This window comes from Gordonia sp. i37 (assembly GCF_002043085.1).
Classification (GTDB): Bacteria; Actinomycetota; Actinomycetes; order Mycobacteriales; family Mycobacteriaceae; genus Gordonia; species Gordonia polyisoprenivorans.
The window spans coordinates 15,110-33,656 of the sequence record NZ_MVPX01000390.1 but is presented as its reverse complement, the minus strand read 5'-3'; the positions used below and the strand labels follow the sequence as shown (position 1 = coordinate 33,656).

The following is an 18,547-nucleotide window of genomic DNA, read 5'->3' as shown; positions in this document are numbered from 1 at the left end:
TCAGAGCTGCGTCACCGACAACCCGCCGTCGTGGTACTGCGAGCGCAGGCGCTTCTTGTCGAACTTGCCGACGCTGGTCTTCGGGACCTCGTTGATGACCGTCCAGTTCTCCGGCAGCTGCCACTTGGCGACCTTGTCGGACAAGAACTCTCGCAGCGAGTCCGGCGTGGCGTCAGATCCCTCGCGCAGCACCACGGCCACCAGCGGCCGCTCGTCCCACTTGGGGTCGGGGACGCCGATGACGGCGGCTTCGATGACGTCGGGATGCCCCATGACGGCGTTCTCCAGATCCACCGACGAGATCCACTCGCCGCCGGACTTGATGATGTCCTTGGTGCGGTCGGTCAGCGTGAGGTAACCGTCGGGGGTGATGGTGCCGACGTCGCCGGTGCGCAGCCAGCCGTCGTCGAACTTCTCCGGGGCGTCGACGCCGTAGTAGGCGCCGGTGATCCACGGTCCGCGGACCTCGAGTTCGCCAACGCTCTCACCATCATTCGGCAACACCTTGCCGTCGTCGACGATGCGCGCCTGCACCGACGCCGGGAACCGGCCCTGCGTGTAGCGGTAGCGCCAGCGCTCCTCACCCTCGGTGCCGGCCGGCGGACGCGCGACCGACCCCAACGGTGAGGTCTCGGTCATGCCCCAGGCGTGCAACACCTGGATGTCGTGCTGCTCGGCGAAGATGTGCATCAGCGACGGCGGCACCGCCGACCCGCCGATGAGGACGTCGTGCATCGAGGAGATGTCCTGCGGATGCTGCTCGAGATACTGGTGCAGCCCTTGCCAGATGGTCGGGACAGCCGCGGCGAACGTCGGCTGCTCGGCGGCGATCAGGGCGGCCAGCGGCTCGGGCTGCAAGAACCGGTCGGGCATGATCAGCGACGCACCGATCATGAACGCCGCGTAGGGAAGTCCCCACGACATGGCGTGGAACTGCGGGACCACGGCCAGCGCACGATCGCCCTGCTTGAGCGCCGGGCCTTCGGTCATGCACACCTGCATCGAATGCAGATAGATCGAACGATGGGAGTAGGCAACACCTTTCGGGTCGCCGGTGGTGCCGGAGGTGTAACACATCGCGGCGGCGTCACGCTCGTCGACCTCGGGCCAGTCGAAGGTGCCCGGCTGATCGGCGATCAGCGCCTCGTACGAGTGGACCGTCATGCCCTCGGGCGCCTCGACGCCGGAGGTGTCCTCGCCGGTGACGATGATGTGCTTGACCGTCGTCAGCTCGGGCAGCTGCGGGTTGAGCAGCGGCAGCAGCGTCGGGTCGACGATGATGACGTGATCCTCGCCGTGGTTGGCGACGAACACCAGCTGTTCGGGGAACAGCCGGATGTTGAGGGTGTGCAGCACTGCGCCCATCGCCGGCACCGCCAGGTAGGCCTCGAGGTGCTCGGCGTTGTTCCACATGAAGGTGCCCACCCGCTGATCGCCGGTGACGCCGAGTCCGCGCAGCGCGTTGGCGAGTGCGGCGCTACGGCGCCCCACCTCGGCGTAGCTGCGGCGGCGCGATTCGGTTCCCATCCACGTGATGACCTCGGCGGTGCCGTGGACGGTGCTGCCGTGGCGCAGGATCTGCGCGATCGACAACGGGACGTCTTGCATGGTGCTGCGCATCAGTTCTCCTGATCGGTGGTGCCTGATTTACGAGGATGACATTGCACCCTGCGACCATGGGCGAGATTACGCCGATCACATCCGTGACCAGCATGCACACCTGCCACAGGCCTCCGCGTCATGCCCCGAGAATGTCGGAGCCCCTCGATACTCTCGGGCGCATGGCACCACTGCAGCCACTGGATATGGACGAGAGCTACCTCCGCGCGGAGTTCGACGGACCGACCGTCTCCCGCGGGATGGCGTATGCCAACGAGGGACGGATCTCTGGTCTCACCTGGACGGCGGACGGTCGGCATCTGGTGGGGCAGTGTGATGGCTCACGCGGCAAGGTCTATCGCGTCGAGGCCAGCTTCTCGAGAGTCGGCGGCGAATACGACCTCACCGACGCGTGGTGCACGTGCCCGGTTGGTGTCGACTGCAAGCACCTCGTCGCGCTGCTGTTGACCGCGAGTGCGGCCGCACAGCCGCGGCGCGCCACCACCTCGATCGCCCCCTGGCGACTGCTCCTCGACGGACTCGTCCGCGACGAGGCGACAACCACTGTCGGGACCGCACCGCTGGGCATTCTGATCGAGATGCCCGGCGGTGGACCGAAGAAGATGACCGGGCCCACCCTGCGTCTGGTAACGCCGGGAAAGAACGGCTCGTGGGTTCGCACCGGGGTGTCGTGGAATTCGATCGAGCCGGAGGTTCGGTCGGTGTGGGGATCGTCCGGACAGGACCGCGCGGTCGAGGATTTCGTGCCCGAGCACCTCCGCCGGGTACGGGCCATCGGTCGTGCCATGCGGATCGGTGACCGCCACGCCCGTGACCAGGTCTTTCGGCTCGAGGACGCACCTGCCGACATCTGGGACCTGCTCGCAGCCGCGGTCGACGCCGGGGTCGTGTTGGTGCCGCACGCCAAGACCACCCGCACCTCCGAGGTGCAACTGGTGAAGGAGTCGTCGGCGCAGCTGGTGGTGACGCGCGATGACGACGGACTCGTCGTCTCGCCGAACCTCGTGATCGACGGCCACATCTGGGACGGATCCCCCGCCGGGCTCCTCGGCGACCCCGAGCCACACGGGATCTTCGCGCGATCCGACAAGACGTTGCTCATGGGTCCGTTCACCCCGCCGGCGTCTATCGAGGCGCTCAAGAACTTGTTCGCGAATCGTTCGGCGCGCATCCCCGCAGCCGACATCGACGAGTTCGCCACCGAGATGCTTCCGCGGCTGGCCGAGTCGATGGCGGTCGAGGTGGTCGAGGATGCGCTGGTCGACGCCGAGGTCAGCGGCCCACAACTGCAGCTCACCGTCCGCTCCGACGACGAGGGCTCCGAGGTGACCTGGGAGGTCGCCTACGAGGTCAACGGACGCCAACGGGTCTTTCCCGTCGACCACCCGTCGCGGCTTCGTGATCTCGACGCGGAGCAGCAGGCGTGGGCGAGCATCAGGCCGCTCCTGATGCACGCGGCGACGCTGTGCGGCGACTGGCGGAGGCAAGCTGTCCGCCACCGCATCGCGTCGTCGAATCACGCGACGGACCTGAACCGCGCGACGGACCTGAACCGACTGCTCGTCACGCCGGCCAAGTCGCTGATCGAGGCCGCCGACATCCCGGCGCTCACCCGGCCGCTGCGATTCGCGCCGCTGGAGGCGGCGATGCTGCACGTCGAGGTGCTGCCACAACTCCGGGAGCTGGGGGTGGAGGTGATCTTCGAGGGTGAGGTGCTCGATTACCGTGAGGCGGACTCCCCACCGCAGATCTCGTTCGGCGGGAAGGACTTCGGCAATTCCGACTGGTTCGGGCTGACCATCACCATCGACATCGGTGGCAACAAGGTCGCCCTTGCCGACGTCGTACGGGAACTGTCCGGCAAGGCCACCCACATGCTGCTACCCAACGGCATCTACTTCGCGTTGGACAATCCGGAACTGAAGCGGCTGGCCGAACTCATCGACGAGGCCCGTGCGCTCGGCGAACTCGAGAACGGCAAGGTACGCCAACGCTCCCACAACGCCACCCTGTGGGACGAGCTGATGGCACTCGGCGTCGTCGACAAGGAGCTCGCCGTGTGGGAGAGGCGGATGAAACGCCTCGCCGCAGCGCAACCGCCCGCACCGTGTGCGCTTCCCGAGGGCTTCACCGCCGAACTGCGCGACTATCAGGCCGAAGGGCTGAATTGGCTGAATTTCCTGTGGGAGAACCGGATTGGCGGCATCCTCGCCGACGACATGGGGTTGGGCAAGACCGTGCAGACGTTGGCGATGATCGCGACGGCACTACAGGAAGAACCCGACGGCCGATTCCTGGTGGTCGCACCCACCAGCGTCATCTCCAATTGGGCCGCCGAGGCGGCACGCTTCACGCCCGACCTCGAGGTCCTCACCGTCACCGCCACCAGCGCCCGCGTCGGGGTCCCGCTCGCCGAGCGGATCGCCGGCCGACAGATCGTCATCACCTCGTATGCGTTGATGCGCATCGGGTTCGAGGAGTTCGACGAGGCCGACTGGACCGGCGTCATCTTCGACGAAGCCCAGTTCGTCAAGAACCACAACTCCAAGGGCCACCAGTGCGCTCGACGCTTGCGGGCCGAGTTCAAACTCGCCATCACCGGCACCCCGATGGAGAACAACCTGATGGAGTTGTGGTCGTTGCTGTCGCTGACCGCGCCCGGGTTGTTCTCGTCACCGAAGACGTTCACCGAGTACTTCCGCAAGCCCATCGAATCCGGGGTGGAGCCCGAGCGGCTGGCGTTGCTGCGCCGCCGGATTCGGCCCGTGATGCTGCGCCGCACCAAGGAGCAGGTCGCCGCGGATCTGCCCGCCAAGCAGGAGCAGGTTCTCTCGATCGATCTGAACACCAAGCACGACAAGATCTATCAGACCCGCCTGACCCGGGAACGGCAGAAGGTGCTCGGGTTGCTCGGCGACTTCGACGAGAACCGCTTCGCGATCTTCCGGTCGCTGACCATGCTGCGGCAGCTGAGTTTGCACGCCGGACTCGTCGAGGATCAGCATGCCGGGATCGCGTCGGCGAAGATCGACTACCTGGCCGAACAACTCCCGGACCTCATCGCAGAAGGCCACTCCGCGTTGGTGTTCAGCCAGTTCACCGGATTCCTGCGGCTCATCGAGGAGCGGCTGGTCGATATGGGTCTCGACGTCAGCTACCTCGACGGGTCGATGTCGGCGACCCAGCGCGCCAAGGAGATCAAGCGCTTCACCAGCGGTAAGACGCAGGTGTTCCTGATCAGTCTCAAGGCCGGTGGCTTCGGGCTGAACCTCACCGAGGCCGACTACTGCTTCGTCTGCGACCCGTGGTGGAACCCGGCAACCGAAGCCCAAGCAGTCGACCGCGCCCACCGCATCGGACAGACCCGCCCGGTCAACGTCTACCGCCTGGTGTCGGCGGGCACGATCGAGGAGAAAGTCGTTGCGCTACAAGATCGCAAGCGCGAACTGTTCACCGCAGTGGTCGACGACGGCGACCTGTTCGGGTCGGCGATCGGCGCCGACGACATCCGGGAGTTGATCGGGGGGAAGTAGCGCGGTGGCCGATCCTGCACCAAGTGGTCGGACCGATTACGCTGTCGACGTGTCGGAGATGATGCCGGAGTCGCCGGGAAGTGGCCGCAAGTACATGCAGGTCGTGAACCAGGTGCTGACGGCCATCAGCGCGGGACGTCTGAGCCCTGGTGACCGCCTCCCCAACGAGCGGGATCTGGCCGTGGAGTGCGGGACGTCGCGACCGACGGTACGAGATGCGCTCCTGGCGCTGGAACTGTTCGGCGTCGTGGAGATCCGGCGTGGCTCCGGGTGCTACGTCACCGCGCAGGGGCATCGGATGCACAATCCCGCCCTGGGGTTGCTCGACGCCTCGCCGAACGAGCTCCTGGAGGCGCGGCTGCACCTCGAGCCAACGATGGCCCGGATGTGCGCGGGTCGTCTCAATCTCGACGAGATCCGCCGGCTCACCGCGCTCATCGACGCCTCGGACACCGCACAGACCCAGCAGGTGCTGCGTAGTGGTTTCGGCAACTACTTCCAGCTCAGTCAAGCGTTCCACTCCGAACTCGCCGGGTACTGCGGCAATTCGGTCATCGCCGGAGTGACCCGCCAGCTCGTGGACGTGGCGTCGCACCCGATGTGGGCGCTGCTGAACGGATCGAGCACGACGACCAACCAGCCCGACGTACAAGCCGACGAACACCGGGCGATTCTCGAGGCCATCGCCCTCGGTGACGCCGACGGCGCTGCCGAGGCGATGGAGCTCCACCTGCGCAGGATCGGTGGCGATCTCTTCGGCGCCGACGACTCGCCAATAGCCCGGGCACCTCGTCGACGCGGGTGAGCCGGGGGAGCCGGGGGCGGTGATAGCGCAGCGGTAGCTCTCTTGCCGACGTATGTCCACAGAATTGGTCCGACCACCTCTGTAATCATCAGTGATCTTTGCGTTACGGTCGGGCAATTGCGCGGCCATACCGTGATGCTTGTCGGTCGATGACCGTACGAATCATCGTCATTGAGATGGAGGAGCGCGTCCCATGCGCCGGAAACAATTCACCAGGACCCTCTCGACCATGACGGCCGCGGTCGCCCTGTCCGCGGCGTTGTTGACCGCCTGCGGTAGCGGCGACAGCGCGGCCTCGGACGAGATCGTCGTCGCATCGCCGCAGTGCGCGCACTGTCTTGCGATGTCGTTGCTTCCCGATCAGATGCCCGGGCAGAAGGTGACCTATCAGAACTTCACCAAGCTGACCGACCTCAGCACAGGTCTGGCGTCGGGCCGAATCAGCGTCGGGCAGATCGACTACACCGCGCTGGTCAGTTTGGCCTCCAAAGGGCTACCGATTGTGGCCATCAGCGGCCAGGTCAACGGCGGCTCGGATTTCGTCACCAGTCCCGCCCTGCACCTCGCTGAGAACGACTGGCCGGCCTTCGTGACCGCGGCCCGCAAGGCCAAGTCCGAGGGGCAGCCGCTCAAGATCGCCTCGCAGTTCGGCACCGTGCAAGATATCGAGCTACGACTCGAGTTGCCCGCCAAGGGAATCGACCCGAACACCGACGTCGAGATGACCAACGTTCCCTACGAGGGAATGGGACAGGCGCTGTCGAACGGGTCCGTCGACGCCGCTATCCCGGCACAGCCCTTCGCCGCTGAGATCATCGACAAGAAATTCGCCCAGCACTTCGCCTACCCCTATGACCAGCCGGCGGGTGACCTCACCAACGTCGTCGTGGTCAGCAAGACCTACCTCACCGAGCACCCCGACAAGGTCAAAGAGATCGCCAAGGGGATGAGCAAGCTCGTGCCGTATCTGAAAACCACTGCCGGACAGCAAGCGTGGGTCGCGGCTATCAAGAAATACACCAACGTACCCGACGCCGCGATCTCTGCGGCGATGCCGCAGCTCAGCCCGGACTACGACATGCCGATGAGTCAGATCGAGGCGATCGCCAACGCGATGTACGCACAGAAGCTGATTCCCGAGTCGCTGACCGCAGCGCAACTGCGCGACCACGTCGACTACACACCGCTGTCGGAAGCGACCGGGAGTTCACCCGCCGAACTCGGAGACAACCAGTGAGTGAGGTATTGGTGGTAAGTGACACACCGTCGGCCACGGGGGTGGTAGATCCGCCGGAGCCGTTGGCGCCCAAGCAACATCGACGAAGAGCCGGTTCGATGAGCGTGGTGCGCAGAGTCCTCGTGGGGACGGTGGTCCCCATCCTGATCCTCCTGGGCTGGGACCTGATCGTGCGGGCGGGAGTATTCCCGACGGCCTTGATCCCCTCGCCGTCGATGGTGCTGGCGACCCTCGGCGATTGGGCGACCGGATCGAAAGGAGGGATGTTCTACAGCGGAAAGTTGTTGACCGACACCGCCGCGACCCTCGAGCGAGTGGGCATCGGCTTCGTCTCGGCCGCCGTCGTCGGAGTTCTCCTCGGCCTCCTCATCGGTGTATCCCGATGGGCAGACGAACTTCTCACGCCCACCATGCGGATCCTCGGGCCTGTTCCGCCGACCACCTGGATTCCGGTGTGCATCGTCGTGTTGGGCATCGGCTCGCTCACCAACTACTTCTTGGTGTTTCTCGGTGCGGTGTTCCCGGTGGCGGCATCGGCAACGGTGGCGGTCTCGGGAGTGTCGCGCGATCTGGTCCGTGCGGCGCGGATGATGGGGCGTCGACGGCTCGGCGTCACCTTCGCCATCGTGTTACCCGCGGCACTCCCTGGAATCGTCGGCGGCCTGCGGATCGGTCTAGGCCTGGCCTGGATGATGGCCGTGACCTCCGAGATGCTGGCTGTCCGTTCGGGTTTGGGATACACGATTTGGAACTGTTACAACTACCTCGACTACCCGGGTGTGTTCGCCGCCATGATCGTTCTCGGGATCTGCGGTCTGGCGACCGACATGATCTTGCGTGCGATCAGTTCGTCGGCCCTACGCTGGCACACCGCGACAGGAGTTCGCGCATGAGTGCCACCCCCGCAGAGGTGCGAGCCGCCACCGCGGCAACCTCGGTCCACCTCGATGACGTGACCAAGCAGTACTGGCAGAAGGGGCGCTGCACCACCGCGCTGAACCGCTGCTCGCTGCACATCGAAGCCGGGGAGTTCTTCTCCCTGCTCGGCCCCAGCGGAACGGGCAAGACCACCCTGCTCAATCTGCTTGCGGGGTTCGAGCGCCCGGACGCGGGAACGGTCCGGATCGGTAGCCGCGACGTCGGCGGCCCCGGCCCCGACCGCGCCGTCGTGTTCCAGTCGCCGACGCTGTACCCGTGGCTCACTGCGGCAGGCAACGTCGCCGAGGGTATGCGCCATCTGAAACTATCGCGCTCGCAACGGAAGAGCCGTGCCATCGAGCAACTCGCGGAGGTGGGCCTCGAACATGCCGCCGGCCGGTATCCGCACCAGATGTCGGGAGGTATGGCGCAGCGCGTCGGTATCGCACGGGCACTGGCCATGCGTCCCGACGTCTTGGTGATGGACGAGCCTTTCGCTGCACTGGACGCCTACGTCCGACGCGAAATGCAGGAGCTGGCCGTGCGTCTGCAGCAGGAACGCAACGTCACCACGTTGTTCGTCACCCACTCGATCGAGGAGGCGCTGGTACTCAGCGATCGGGTGGCCACCATGGCCGATGGCAAGGTGACCGAGATCTTCGAGGTCCGCTCACCCCATCCACGCGACGTGACCGCACCCGACTTCAACGCACTGCGCCGGGCCATCGCCGACCGTATCGAAGCCGGTGTCCGCGCCGAACGTGAGCGGACGCGGTGAGCACACATGACCGGATCACCGACGTCCTGGCGTGCCACGAGGAATACGTCTGGACCAATTGCATGGTCCATTTCGACCCCTATGCGATCCGCGCGGCGGCGGCGTCGGCGCCTCCCGGGCCGCTGCACGGCCTGCAGTTCAGTGTGAAGGATCTGTTCGCGGTGCGCGGAGTGCCCTCGCGCGCAGGCAGTCTCGTTCTGCAGGGTTATCGGCCGACTGTCGAAGCGACGGCCGTCGCCAGGGCACGGCAGGCCGGCGCGGTGTTCGTCGGCAAGTCCAACTGTGCGGAGTTCGGATTCGGTATCGACACCGAGACCCGACTGGGTGGTCGTGTCCTGCACCCGTTTCGGGACGATCTCTCGCCCGGCGGGTCCAGTGGCGGTGATGCCGTGGCCGTCGCAACCGGAATCGCCGACTTCGCCATCGCCGGCGACTACGGCGGATCGGCCCGCTGGCCCGCCCAGGCGCTCGGAATCCACGGATTGCGTACGGGCATCGGCGCAGTGCCCCTCGACGGCCGTATCGGCGGTCTTGGTGCCACACGGCGCGCTCCCACCGGGAGCGGTTCTGCACCGTGGCGACTGAACCACCTGGAGACCGTGAGCGTGATGGCGCGAGATCCGCAGACGCTGCGGCGAGCCACCGACGCCGTGTGTGATTTCCGTATTCCTCGCGCGCGGACGCGACGGCTGTTGCTCTCCTTCGGCACCGAGATCGCCCCGATCTCGCGTGAGGTCCGCGCTGCGGTGGTCGAGGTTGCGGCGCGGGCCACCGAGCGGGGGTACACCGTCGATATGGCCGAGGACGTCTTTGCCGGGGCCATCGACACCTACAACCTGTTGCGCGCCCGGCTCGACGATCAGTCTGATGTGGCCGCTGTGGTCCGGGGCAATGAGGATCTGCTGTGTGATCAGACGCGCGAGGTGTTGGCGGACGCCCCTGGCCACGTCGTGATCGACGACGAGATCCGCGACGCGTGGACCACTGCGCTGCGCCTTCGGGAGCGCCTTCGGGAGGCCATGACCTCCTACGACGCTATTCTGATGCCCTGCGCCGCGGCTGGCGCGTTACCGTTCGGCGCGGGTGTGGAGGTCGACGGCGTCCGAGTGGAAGGCCATGCCCTGATGGCGCACCTGCGCGCCGTATCACTGACCGCCCTACCGGCGATGACGATGCCGGTGGATGGCGAGCGCGCGATCTCGGTGCAGCTCGTGGGTGCGCCCGGTGGCGAGCTCGACCTGTGCGATCTCGCTCAGGCACTGGCTGCGACCACTGGGCAGCGCACGTTGAACCAGAGCGCATCGGAGTCGACTCTGCACAGCGCAGGACGGAGATCATGATTCAGTCGACCGGTGTGGGAGGCGGTCGCGGTGTCGCCGAGTACCCGCGTGATCTGCGAGGGCGGGGCCGGAGCCCTCAGAGGTGGCGATGGCCCGGCGGACGACGCGTCGCGGTGAGCGTGGTGATCAACTGGGAAGAGGGCGCAGAGCGCAACGTGCTGCACGGCGACGCGACCTCCGAGAGCGCCGGATGCGATGTCGCCGACGGCGAGGCGCGTCTGAACGCACGGGATCTGCGCACCGAGTCAATGTACGGGTTCGGTACCCGCGTCGGCGCGTGGCGGCTCCTCGATCTCTTTGACGGGTACGGGATTCCGGCGACGGTCTTCGCCGCGGGTATGGCCGTCGAGCGGTATCCCGAGCTGGCCGTCGAGTTCGCCCACCGCGGCCACGAGATCTGCGGTCACGGCTATCGATGGATCGACTACCACGGCGTTGATGAACACACCGAGCGTGAGCATATCGAGCGCACCGTGGAAGCGATCACGACGGCCACCGGTCGGCGACCCGCAGGGTGGTACACCGGACGAACCAGCCCCAACACGCGGCGGCTGATCGCCGAGGAGGGCGGATTCGTCTACGACTCCGATGCCTACGACGATGACGTGCCCTATTGGGACCGAAGCCTGGAATCACCGCATCTGGTGGTGCCCTACGCCTTTGACACCAACGACATGCGGTTCGCGACCTCGCCGGGATTGAGCGGCGCACGGCAGTTCGGCGACGAGCTCATCGACACCCTCGATGAACTCGTTGCCGACAGTGCGGCGGGCCCAAGCATGATGAGCGTCGGCCTGCACCTGCGTCTGGCGGGTCGACCCGCGCGTACTCGCTCAGTTCGGCGGTTTCTCGACCACGCTGTCCAGCGATCCGACGACGTGTGGTTCGCCCGGCGAATCGACATCGCGCGGTGGTGGATCGACAACGCCGGGGTACCGGCCGCACTGAGCGAAGGGGCGGGCAGGTGACCATCATCGGGATGATAGTCCCGTCGTCGAACACCGTGGTGGAGCCGACAACCGCGCGAATGCTCGCGCATCGGCCTGACGTGACAGTGGTGCACACGCGGATCCGCGTGCACACCATCACGATCGAAGGTAGCGGCGCCGCATTCGACGCCGAGTCGATGGTGTCGGCGGCACGACTGTTGGCCGACGCCGGCGTCGATGTGATCGTCTGGAACGGCACCGCCGGATCGTGGCTCGGTGTGCGATACGACAACGACATCTGCGCCGCGATCACCGCGGCCACCGGGGTGCCCGCGACGACCTCGACGCTGGCAATCATTGCGGCCTGCCGTGCATTCGGTGTGACCCGCCTGGCCGTCGCCACCCCGTACACGCCAGATGTGGTGGCCGCCATCGCCGCCGAGTACGCCACGCACGGTATCTGTGTGGTCTCACACGCCGAATGGGGATTGAGCGACAACAGATCCTTCGCCGATCCGCCGCCGGCCCAGGTGGCCGAGTTGCTCGCTGCTGCGGTCGGTGACAGCGCGCCGGAAGCGGTGGCACTGATCTGCACCAACGTCGACGGCGAGGCGGTGGCGGGCCAGATGGAGCACCTACTGGGAATCCCGGTGCTCGACAGCGTTGCTGCCACGTTGTGGTGGGCGCTGGAAGCCTCGGGCGGTGGTACCGAGATCGTCGGGCACGCAACCCTACTGAGGCAGGCGTCATTTCGGCGCGGAGCCATGGCGATCGTCGACGAACTACGTCGCCAATTGGGCTGTGCCCGCGTCACCCTGCGCGTCGACCATGAGGAACTCGGCCTGCACGTCGACACCAGTGTTGCCGAGGCTCTCGCGCCGGGGGAGCCGTCGATGATGCATGCCGGCCCGGTCGATCAGCGGTCGATGCAGACCGTGCAGTGGCTGTTGCGGCACCGGGAAGTGCTGGTGCAGAATTCTTTTCAGAGTCCGCCCTTTCCGCCCTCGTCGCTTCGGGAGGTGTATGGGATAGCTGCCCAGATGCTCGGTCCGGTGGAGATCGGCGGTGAGGTGACGGCCTGGCTTTCGGCGCACAGCCGAAGCGAACGCCAATGGTCGGCCGCCGATGTCGCAGCGATGGACACAGCCGGAAAGGCTACTGCAGCACTGATAGCCGGACGAGATGGAGAGAAGAGATGACCGCGAAGACGATCCAGGTGTGCGTCGGCATCGACGTCGACTCCTGTGCAGGGTGGCTGGGCTCGTACGGCGGCCAGGATTCACCGAATGACATGCAGCAAGGGGTCTTCGCCGGCGAGGTCGGCGTTCCCAGACTGCTGCGGCTGCTGGCGCGCCGAGGCATGGTGAGTACCTGGTTCTGGCCGGGCCATTCCATCGAGACGTTCCCGCGGCAGGCGCAGATGTGCGTCGATGCCGGGCACGAGATCGGGGCGCACGGCTACAGCCACGAGAATCCGAGGTCGTTGAGTCTCGCGCAGGAGCGCGATGTGATGGAACGCAGTGTCACGCTCATCGAGCAACTCACCGGGGCACGGCCGCGGGGATACGTTGCGCCCTGGTGGGAGATGAGCGAGCACACGACGGCAATTCTGGCCGAATACGGATTCACCTACGACCATTCGCAGAACTACAACGATTTCGTTCCGTTCTACGCGCGGGTCGGTGACACGTGGTCTCCCATCGACACCTCGGCGCCCGCACATACGTGGATGCATCCCCTGGTGCACGGGCATGAGATCGATCTGGTGGAGTTTTGCGGCAACTGGTACGTCGATGACCTGCCACCGATGATGTTCATCAAAGGCCACGCCAACTCACACGGTTTCGTCAACCCCCGCGACATCGAGCAGATGTGGAACGACCAATTCGACTGGGTATATAGGGAGCTCGACTATGCGGTCATCCCGATGACCCTGCACCCCGACGTGTCGGGGCGTCCGCAGGTGCTGCTCATGCTCGAGCGGTTGCTCGATCGATGGGCGTCGTTCGACGGCGTCGAGTTTGTGACGATGGCCGATGCGGCCGCGGAGTTCCGGAGCCGGTTCCCGGTCGAGGGTGCTGCTCGTCCGGAATGTGTGGGGCGGTAGCAGACCGATACCGAATCCAGAGGCGGGAATCGGACAACACTCCACGGTGCGAACAGAGCGACCGGACTTGTGGGTCGAGAGATCACTCGTCGGCACGGTGACCACGTGTGCGTGGCGCCGTCAGGAAGGGGTCGGGACCAAGGCGTATCGACGACCAGATCGGTTACTGACGACTGGTGGAGTCCGCGCGGATGAGCGCGAGAACGTTTGCTGTGGAACCGGTCTCGGCGATCTGCGGAAAGATCGACTCGACGCTGTGCGCGTGACGCTCAGCGCTCGAGTCGGTCATCGCATCCGTCGGCAGTGACACATGGAAGCCCGCTTCGTGGGCGTCGCGGGCGGTCGACTCCACGCCCGCCCCGCTGGCGATGCCGACCACCACGACCTGCGTGACGCCGCGCGCCCGCAGCGTCTCGGCGAGCCCGGTACCGACGAACGCGCTCCGCGAGTGTTTGGTGACGACGATGTCGCCGGGCTCGGGAGCGAGGTCGTCGATGAACTCGGTGGCCTCCAGTGCGATGGTGCGCGCCGGCTGCCCGGCGTTGCGGTCGGTCCGGCCGGGCGGAATGCCCGCGACGTTGACCATCACCACCGGCAGATCGTGGGCGCGGAAGGCGGTGACCAGCTCGCCGATGCGCTCGATGACCTGCGCCGTCGGATGCGGCGCCAGATCGTCACGGAACGCGATCCCGCGTTGCATGTCGATGACGATCAGCGCGGTCATCGGGTCGAGAGTGGTCATGGTCACGATGGTTCTCCTTGCGTGTGCGTCGACTCGTCGAACCTGAAAGTACGCCCTGAACCTGGCAATGCTGGAATGTGTGCGGCCCCCGACCGTTGAACGACGTAGAAGGCACTCGCATCCGTCTGACCTGGTGTGCGGGTGCCGCGACACGGAAAAGAGGTGTGTGATGGTTGCCGACCTGAGCACGGCGAATGCGGCGGCGCACGGCGCGGACGTCGTGGACGAAGTTCCTGCGCCGATCCTGCCCACCGAGGACGATTTCTACGATGCGCCGGAGGGCTTGGAGAGCCTGAAGCCGGGCGAGATCATTCGGACGCGGCAGGTGGAGCTCAAGGACTTCTGGACCTCGCATCACCGCAACATGGGCTGGCAGGTGCTGTACCGCTCCACCGACCTCAACGGTGTGCCCGGGGTGGCCGCGACCACCATCGTCCTGCCGCGACGTCGGGCGACCGGGGCCAAGTTCCAGCTGCTGTCGTTTCAGTGCGCCATTGACGCCGTCACCTCGAGTTGTTTCCCGTCGTACGCGTTGCGCAAGGGGACAGGGGCGCGGCGTGCGGTGGCGCCTTTCGAGTTCCTGGTGGTGCGGCGCGCACTCGCGAAGGGCTGGGCGGTGTCGATTCCCGACCACGAGGGCATGCTTGGTGCATGGGGTGCGCCCCGCGAACCCGGGTATCGCACGCTCGACGGTATCCGTGCGGCTCTCGCGCTCCCGGAACTCGATCTTGCCCCCGACGTGCCGGTCGGCATGTGGGGCTACTCCGGCGGCGGCCTGGCCACCGCGTGGGCTGCCGAAATGGCACCGACGTACGCACCGGAACTGAATCTGATCGGCGCGGTCCTCGGCTCGCCGGTCGGCAACATGGCCTCCGCGTTGCTGCGTCTCAACGGGGGATTCCATGCTGCGCTGCCGATCATGGTGATCGCCGGGCTGCGGCGCGTCTACCCCGCGCTCGACGCCGCCATCAACGAGCACGCCACCGAGGCAGGCCGGCGCAACCTCGACGCGATCGCGCGCACCGGAACACCGGAGGCATTGCGCGAATTCAAGAATCACGACGTCGACGATTACCTCGACATCCCGGTAGCCGACATGCTCGCGCAACCCGAGATCGCCGAGATGATGACCGACATCCAACTCGGCAGTCACACACCGACCATCCCGCTGCTGGTGGTGCAGGCGGTGCGCGACGAGGTGATCGACGTCGACGACATCGACAGCCTGGTCGAGCGCTACCGCGAGAACGGGGCGTCGGTGACGTATGTGCGTGATCAACTCAGTGAGCACTACTCGCTGCTGCCGCTGTCGGGGCCGCTGGCCGTCTCGTGGCTCTCGCACCGACTCGCCGGCCGTCCGGCCCGCGACCGCACGGTGACTTCTGTTGCCGGACAACCGGAACCGCGGATCTCGCGGCAGTGGGTGACGGGCCCGTTCCGTAAGACTGAGGCGGCGTCGACGCCGAAGGCGTGAGATCACTCGATTCCGAAGCGGCGCTCAAGGAGTCGTTCCCGGCTGCGCCGGTCTGCGAGCTCATCCCGTGCTTGCGGATGCTGCCAGTAGTAGTGCAGCAGTGTGTGCAGGGTGAGTGGTCCCACGCATGACAGCGATGCGTCGTAGTCGGTTCGGCCTGCCAGGGAACGCACTTCGACGCGCATCGTTGCTTTGAACCGCACGGGGTGCAGTTCGAGGAGTGCCTCCCACGGCGTGGTGAATTCCCGCCTGGTGCCCGGTTCGAAGGTCACTTTTGTCGGCGTCAGGATCACTGGGACGCCCGTGTGCGGTCGGAACGCGGCGACGACTCCGCAGAAGCAGAGAGCTGCACCAACCAGCATCATGATCGTCACCAGCGTCTCGTCTCCGGGTTCGGCCATGTTGGTGACCGTCCCGGTGTGTACGCCGTAACCGATTGCCAGACAACCGATGAACGCTGCGAGCGAGCTCGGCAATAGTGCCCATGACCGCGGACGCACGTCGATCACCAGCCCGCTGGCGGTCGATCGCACCGGTGCGCGGGCAAGCGAACGTCTGTCGATGGACAGCAGGACGAACATGTTGAGCCCGAGGATCGTGAACGTGACACCCCAGGACAGCAGATAGATCTCGTGCGCCGGTGTGCGATCCTGCGCTCCGATCGCCGCCACCACCAGGATCCAGACACCGCACGCAGTGACCATCAGACCGAAGAGTGCGGTCAGTTGCTGCGTCCGCTTCCACACCGTGGGCAGCGGAAGTTGTTGTCGTGTTGTCATTTCGGGCACACCAACCGTCCGATCTCGTCGCCTGCTTTGCCGAATACCCAGGTGCCGGCCGCAGCGCCGGCACCGGCACCGGCACTGCCAGGGGGCCGGCCGGGGCTGACACCCCTGCTGCTGCGGCGCCCATGGCCCATCCGCCCGCGCCGCCCATGACCCCGCTCATCAGTGCACGGCATGCCTCGTAGTTGTTGTCGGCGTTGATGATGTCGGATGCCGCGACCGCGATCGACAGCGCGGGGCCGCCGAACTTCATCCCCGACGCGATGCCGGCGCGGGCGATGGGCCCGGCTTCGAGGTGTCCGTTCTTGGCAGCCACTTCCATCGAGGCCATGCCGGCGCCGAAAAGTGTCTCGCTCTGATGGGTGAAGTAGCCGGCGTCGGCCGGCAGGTCTTGGTTGCGGGTGCCGTCGGGATTGAGCGTCCACCCCTTCTTGGCGCCGTCGGCAGCCACCACCTTGTACGCACCGCCCGACGGGGTTTGGATGCGTGTGGCAACGGTTCCCGAACGGTCGCCGCGGGTTTCGTTGATGGCGACCACCAGGTTGCCCTGCGGATCGTACTGAGTTTCGGTGTGCGAGGCGAGAGTGTCGTCCGCGGCGAACCCGCCTCGACGACGCCGTCGTTCCCGACCGCCGACGTCGTGCGGTCGGTGATCACGGTCCGACTACCGTCCTGCATGAGCACGGTCGTCGTCGAGCCGTTGACGACGGTGTCGGTGTCGACGCGGGCGATCGTGGTCGCGGCGTCGACGTCGCGGATCTGGCCCTGCCGGAGCTGCCCCGTGAGTTCAGCCGGATTGGGTACCTCGTCCTGCGGAGGAGCCGCACTGGTGTTGATCATCGCCTCCATCATGGTGGGCGCCTGCGGCAGGGTGACGGCATGCGATTGTGCCGCCGCGCGCAGGCTGTTGGCAGTCGAGTCGTCGGCGGTGCCGACGGCGAGGAGTTTGGTATTGGTCGTCGCCTGCGCCGAATCCCGTTGTTTGCGTAGCTCAACCAGCGCCGCCGACGTGTACTCCTTCGGTCGGATCAGGACCACTCAGAGGTCGTTCACCCACAGATCGCCGGTCTCCACGGCGGTCACGTGATCGAGCAGCGACGACCGTGCCCACGCAAGATCGTGTGCCCCGATCGTCAATGCACCTGAGACGGCCTCGGCCGCATCGGCGATCGCATACGCTGCACGCTTGGCCTGATCGAACGACCGTTGGGCCGCGGTTTGCGCCGGGCCCGTCCACCCCTGGTACTCGGGCAGTCCGGCGCATTGCCCCGCCGCGTATTCGGCCGCGGTCTCGATGGCAGACCCCGCGGTCTTTACGGTGTCGGCGGCTTCGGTGAGTTGTTCCGGGTGCCAGCTCTGCAGGCGAGAACGACTGGGCAGCATGCGGTGTCAGGACTTCCACACCGATGAGAGGGCGGTGGCGACCTCGGTGTCTTGATCGACTTAGTTGTTGGCGCTGCCCCGCACGGCTGCACCCATCGCGTCGAGGTGGCGGGCAAAGGTGTCGACGAGATCGACGAATCCCTCGCCGACGAGAGCTGCGGTGTACGCCGTGGTCGAGCCGGGAATGCACCGCCCGGCACCCGTGATCGCATCGGCGAGGTGGGCGTCGGCCACCGCCTTCGACGTCTGCGTCACCTGTGTTCCGAATGCGCGCAACGCATCTGGATCGACGTCCACCACACCCCCGTATGTCCCGTTTGTCCGGTCGGGGATGAACCTAACACGGCCCGCGGGTGGGGCCGTGTTGGTTATCCACAGGACGGTGTGGGGGTCAGTCCTCGAGGTCGGGTACCGCCCTCAGATGGCGTTTGGTGGCGGCCGAGTACAGCGGCGCGTGATCTGCGAACGGCGTTGCAGTTCTGCAGGCGTCGCGCAACAACAGGGACGTGGGAAACGGGATCTCCCAGGTCTCGCGCAAGAGCCGGATGCAGTGCACGGCGGTCACACCGTGCTGGTGTCGGGTGATGTCGAGGACGTGTTCACGGCGGCTGGGTAGGTGCCGGAAACCGGCGCTGGTCAACGCCGCTTCGCTGTGGCCGTCCTCGCCCAGCGCGTCGTCGGCAATGGTGCAGCGAATGCGTCCGGGTTTGGTGGCGCGGAAGGTGATGAGCTGCAGACGATCTGAGGCACGGAAGCATTCGAGGAAGTCGAATCGTCCGGGGGCGAGGTCGCCGAGTCGGGCGGCGAGATCCTCGGTGAACTCTCGCCAGGTGTCGGTGATGATCTGTTCGGGAGAGGTGGTCATGCGGCTCCATCGTCAGCGGTGAGTGTTCCCC

At 66.2% G+C, this 18,547-nt stretch carries 17 protein-coding genes; 10 read left to right on the top strand and 7 right to left on the bottom strand.

The genetic code is table 11. The annotated features are described in order from the left end of the window. On the bottom strand, positions 1-1,620 hold the full coding sequence (locus B1964_RS19180) for a long-chain fatty acid--CoA ligase (protein WP_079930894.1): 1,620 nt from the start codon (positions 1,618-1,620) through the stop codon (positions 1-3). 161 nt (positions 1,621-1,781) lie between these two features. On the opposite strand from B1964_RS19180, the gene B1964_RS19175 reads away from it, so the two are divergent. The 9 genes from B1964_RS19175 (at position 1,782) to B1964_RS19135 (ending at position 13,267) form a co-directional block, all read left to right on the top strand. After that, positions 1,782-5,153, top strand: a complete 3,372-nt coding sequence (locus B1964_RS19175) for a DEAD/DEAH box helicase (protein WP_079930893.1) — start codon at positions 1,782-1,784, stop codon at positions 5,151-5,153. Between the two features lie 58 nt (positions 5,154-5,211). Beyond that, the gene (locus tag B1964_RS19170) at positions 5,212-5,958 is read left to right on the top strand and encodes a FadR/GntR family transcriptional regulator (RefSeq protein WP_253194071.1); all 747 of its coding nucleotides are present in this window, start codon (positions 5,212-5,214) and stop codon (positions 5,956-5,958) included. Between the two features lie 229 nt (positions 5,959-6,187). Further along, positions 6,188-7,195 (top strand): ABC transporter substrate-binding protein, encoded by a 1,008-nt coding sequence (locus B1964_RS19165; RefSeq protein WP_172398899.1) that lies wholly within the window; start codon positions 6,188-6,190, stop codon positions 7,193-7,195. Between the two features lie 98 nt (positions 7,196-7,293). Beyond that, positions 7,294-8,088 carry an ABC transporter permease gene (locus B1964_RS19160; protein ID WP_079930890.1) on the top strand — a complete coding sequence of 265 codons (795 nt, stop codon included), beginning with the start codon at positions 7,294-7,296 and terminating at the stop codon, positions 8,086-8,088. Then, positions 8,085-8,891, top strand: coding sequence for an ABC transporter ATP-binding protein (locus B1964_RS19155; RefSeq protein WP_079930889.1), 807 nt, complete (start codon positions 8,085-8,087; stop codon positions 8,889-8,891). The genes B1964_RS19160 and B1964_RS19155 overlap by 4 nt, the downstream gene beginning before the upstream one ends. Continuing rightward, complete coding sequence (locus B1964_RS19150; RefSeq protein WP_079930888.1) at positions 8,888-10,231, top strand: amidase; 1,344 nt, start codon at positions 8,888-8,890, stop codon at positions 10,229-10,231. The genes B1964_RS19155 and B1964_RS19150 overlap by 4 nt, the downstream gene beginning before the upstream one ends. Positions 10,232-10,344: 113 nt before the next feature. After that, positions 10,345-11,199 (top strand): polysaccharide deacetylase family protein, encoded by an 855-nt coding sequence (locus tag B1964_RS19145; RefSeq protein ID WP_253194067.1) that lies wholly within the window; start codon positions 10,345-10,347, stop codon positions 11,197-11,199. Positions 11,200-11,288: 89 nt separating this feature from the next. Next, positions 11,289-12,359, top strand: a complete 1,071-nt coding sequence (locus B1964_RS19140) for a GAF domain-containing protein (RefSeq protein WP_253194066.1) — start codon at positions 11,289-11,291, stop codon at positions 12,357-12,359. Further along, positions 12,356-13,267, top strand: a complete 912-nt coding sequence (locus B1964_RS19135) for a polysaccharide deacetylase (protein WP_079930885.1) — start codon at positions 12,356-12,358, stop codon at positions 13,265-13,267. The genes B1964_RS19140 and B1964_RS19135 overlap by 4 nt, the downstream gene beginning before the upstream one ends. A gap of 163 nt (positions 13,268-13,430) precedes the next feature. Here B1964_RS19135 and B1964_RS19130 read toward each other — a convergent pair whose 3' ends face one another. Next, a complete protein-coding gene (locus B1964_RS19130) occupies positions 13,431-14,015 on the bottom strand; it encodes an isochorismatase family cysteine hydrolase (RefSeq protein ID WP_079930884.1) in 585 nt (194 codons plus the stop codon). Positions 14,016-14,178: 163 nt separating this feature from the next. Here B1964_RS19130 and B1964_RS19125 point away from each other — a divergent pair, with 163 nt between their 5' ends. Then, complete coding sequence (locus B1964_RS19125; protein WP_079930883.1) at positions 14,179-15,483, top strand: lipase family protein; 1,305 nt, start codon at positions 14,179-14,181, stop codon at positions 15,481-15,483. 2 nt (positions 15,484-15,485) lie between these two features. Here the strand turns inward: B1964_RS19125 and B1964_RS19120 are convergent, their stop codons facing one another. The 5 genes from B1964_RS19120 to B1964_RS19105 form a co-directional block, all read right to left on the bottom strand. Next, the gene (locus tag B1964_RS19120) at positions 15,486-16,262 is read right to left on the bottom strand and encodes a hypothetical protein (RefSeq protein WP_079930882.1); all 777 of its coding nucleotides are present in this window, start codon (positions 16,260-16,262) and stop codon (positions 15,486-15,488) included. A gap of 255 nt (positions 16,263-16,517) precedes the next feature. Beyond that, entirely contained in the window at positions 16,518-17,306 is a 789-nt protein-coding gene (locus tag B1964_RS31115; protein ID WP_253194065.1) for a hypothetical protein, read from the bottom strand. Further along, positions 17,307-17,651, bottom strand: a complete 345-nt coding sequence (locus B1964_RS31110) for a hypothetical protein (protein ID WP_253194064.1) — start codon at positions 17,649-17,651, stop codon at positions 17,307-17,309. Between the two features lie 60 nt (positions 17,652-17,711). Then, positions 17,712-17,948 carry a hypothetical protein gene (locus B1964_RS19110; protein ID WP_253194063.1) on the bottom strand — a complete coding sequence of 79 codons (237 nt, stop codon included), beginning with the start codon at positions 17,946-17,948 and terminating at the stop codon, positions 17,712-17,714. Between the two features lie 94 nt (positions 17,949-18,042). Then, a complete protein-coding gene (locus B1964_RS19105) occupies positions 18,043-18,516 on the bottom strand; it encodes a hypothetical protein (protein WP_079930881.1) in 474 nt (157 codons plus the stop codon). Between the last annotated feature and the right edge of the window lie 31 nt (positions 18,517-18,547).

Coding starts and splice junctions, on each gene's coding strand:
- B1964_RS19180 (WP_079930894.1), bottom strand. CDS start 1,620: ATGCGCAGCACCATGCAAGACGTCCCGTTGTCGATCGCGCAGATCCTG.
- B1964_RS19170 (WP_253194071.1), top strand. CDS start 5,212: ATGATGCCGGAGTCGCCGGGAAGTGGCCGCAAGTACATGCAGGTCGTG.
- B1964_RS19120 (WP_079930882.1), bottom strand. CDS start 16,262: ATGACAACACGACAACAACTTCCGCTGCCCACGGTGTGGAAGCGGACG.
- B1964_RS19135 (WP_079930885.1), top strand. CDS start 12,356: ATGACCGCGAAGACGATCCAGGTGTGCGTCGGCATCGACGTCGACTCC.
- B1964_RS19175 (WP_079930893.1), top strand. CDS start 1,782: ATGGCACCACTGCAGCCACTGGATATGGACGAGAGCTACCTCCGCGCG.
- B1964_RS19155 (WP_079930889.1), top strand. CDS start 8,085: ATGAGTGCCACCCCCGCAGAGGTGCGAGCCGCCACCGCGGCAACCTCG.
- B1964_RS19165 (WP_172398899.1), top strand. CDS start 6,188: ATGACGGCCGCGGTCGCCCTGTCCGCGGCGTTGTTGACCGCCTGCGGT.
- B1964_RS19160 (WP_079930890.1), top strand. CDS start 7,294: ATGAGCGTGGTGCGCAGAGTCCTCGTGGGGACGGTGGTCCCCATCCTG.
- B1964_RS31110 (WP_253194064.1), bottom strand. CDS start 17,651: ATGCTGCCCAGTCGTTCTCGCCTGCAGAGCTGGCACCCGGAACAACTC.
- B1964_RS19125 (WP_079930883.1), top strand. CDS start 14,179: ATGGTTGCCGACCTGAGCACGGCGAATGCGGCGGCGCACGGCGCGGAC.
- B1964_RS19105 (WP_079930881.1), bottom strand. CDS start 18,516: ATGACCACCTCTCCCGAACAGATCATCACCGACACCTGGCGAGAGTTC.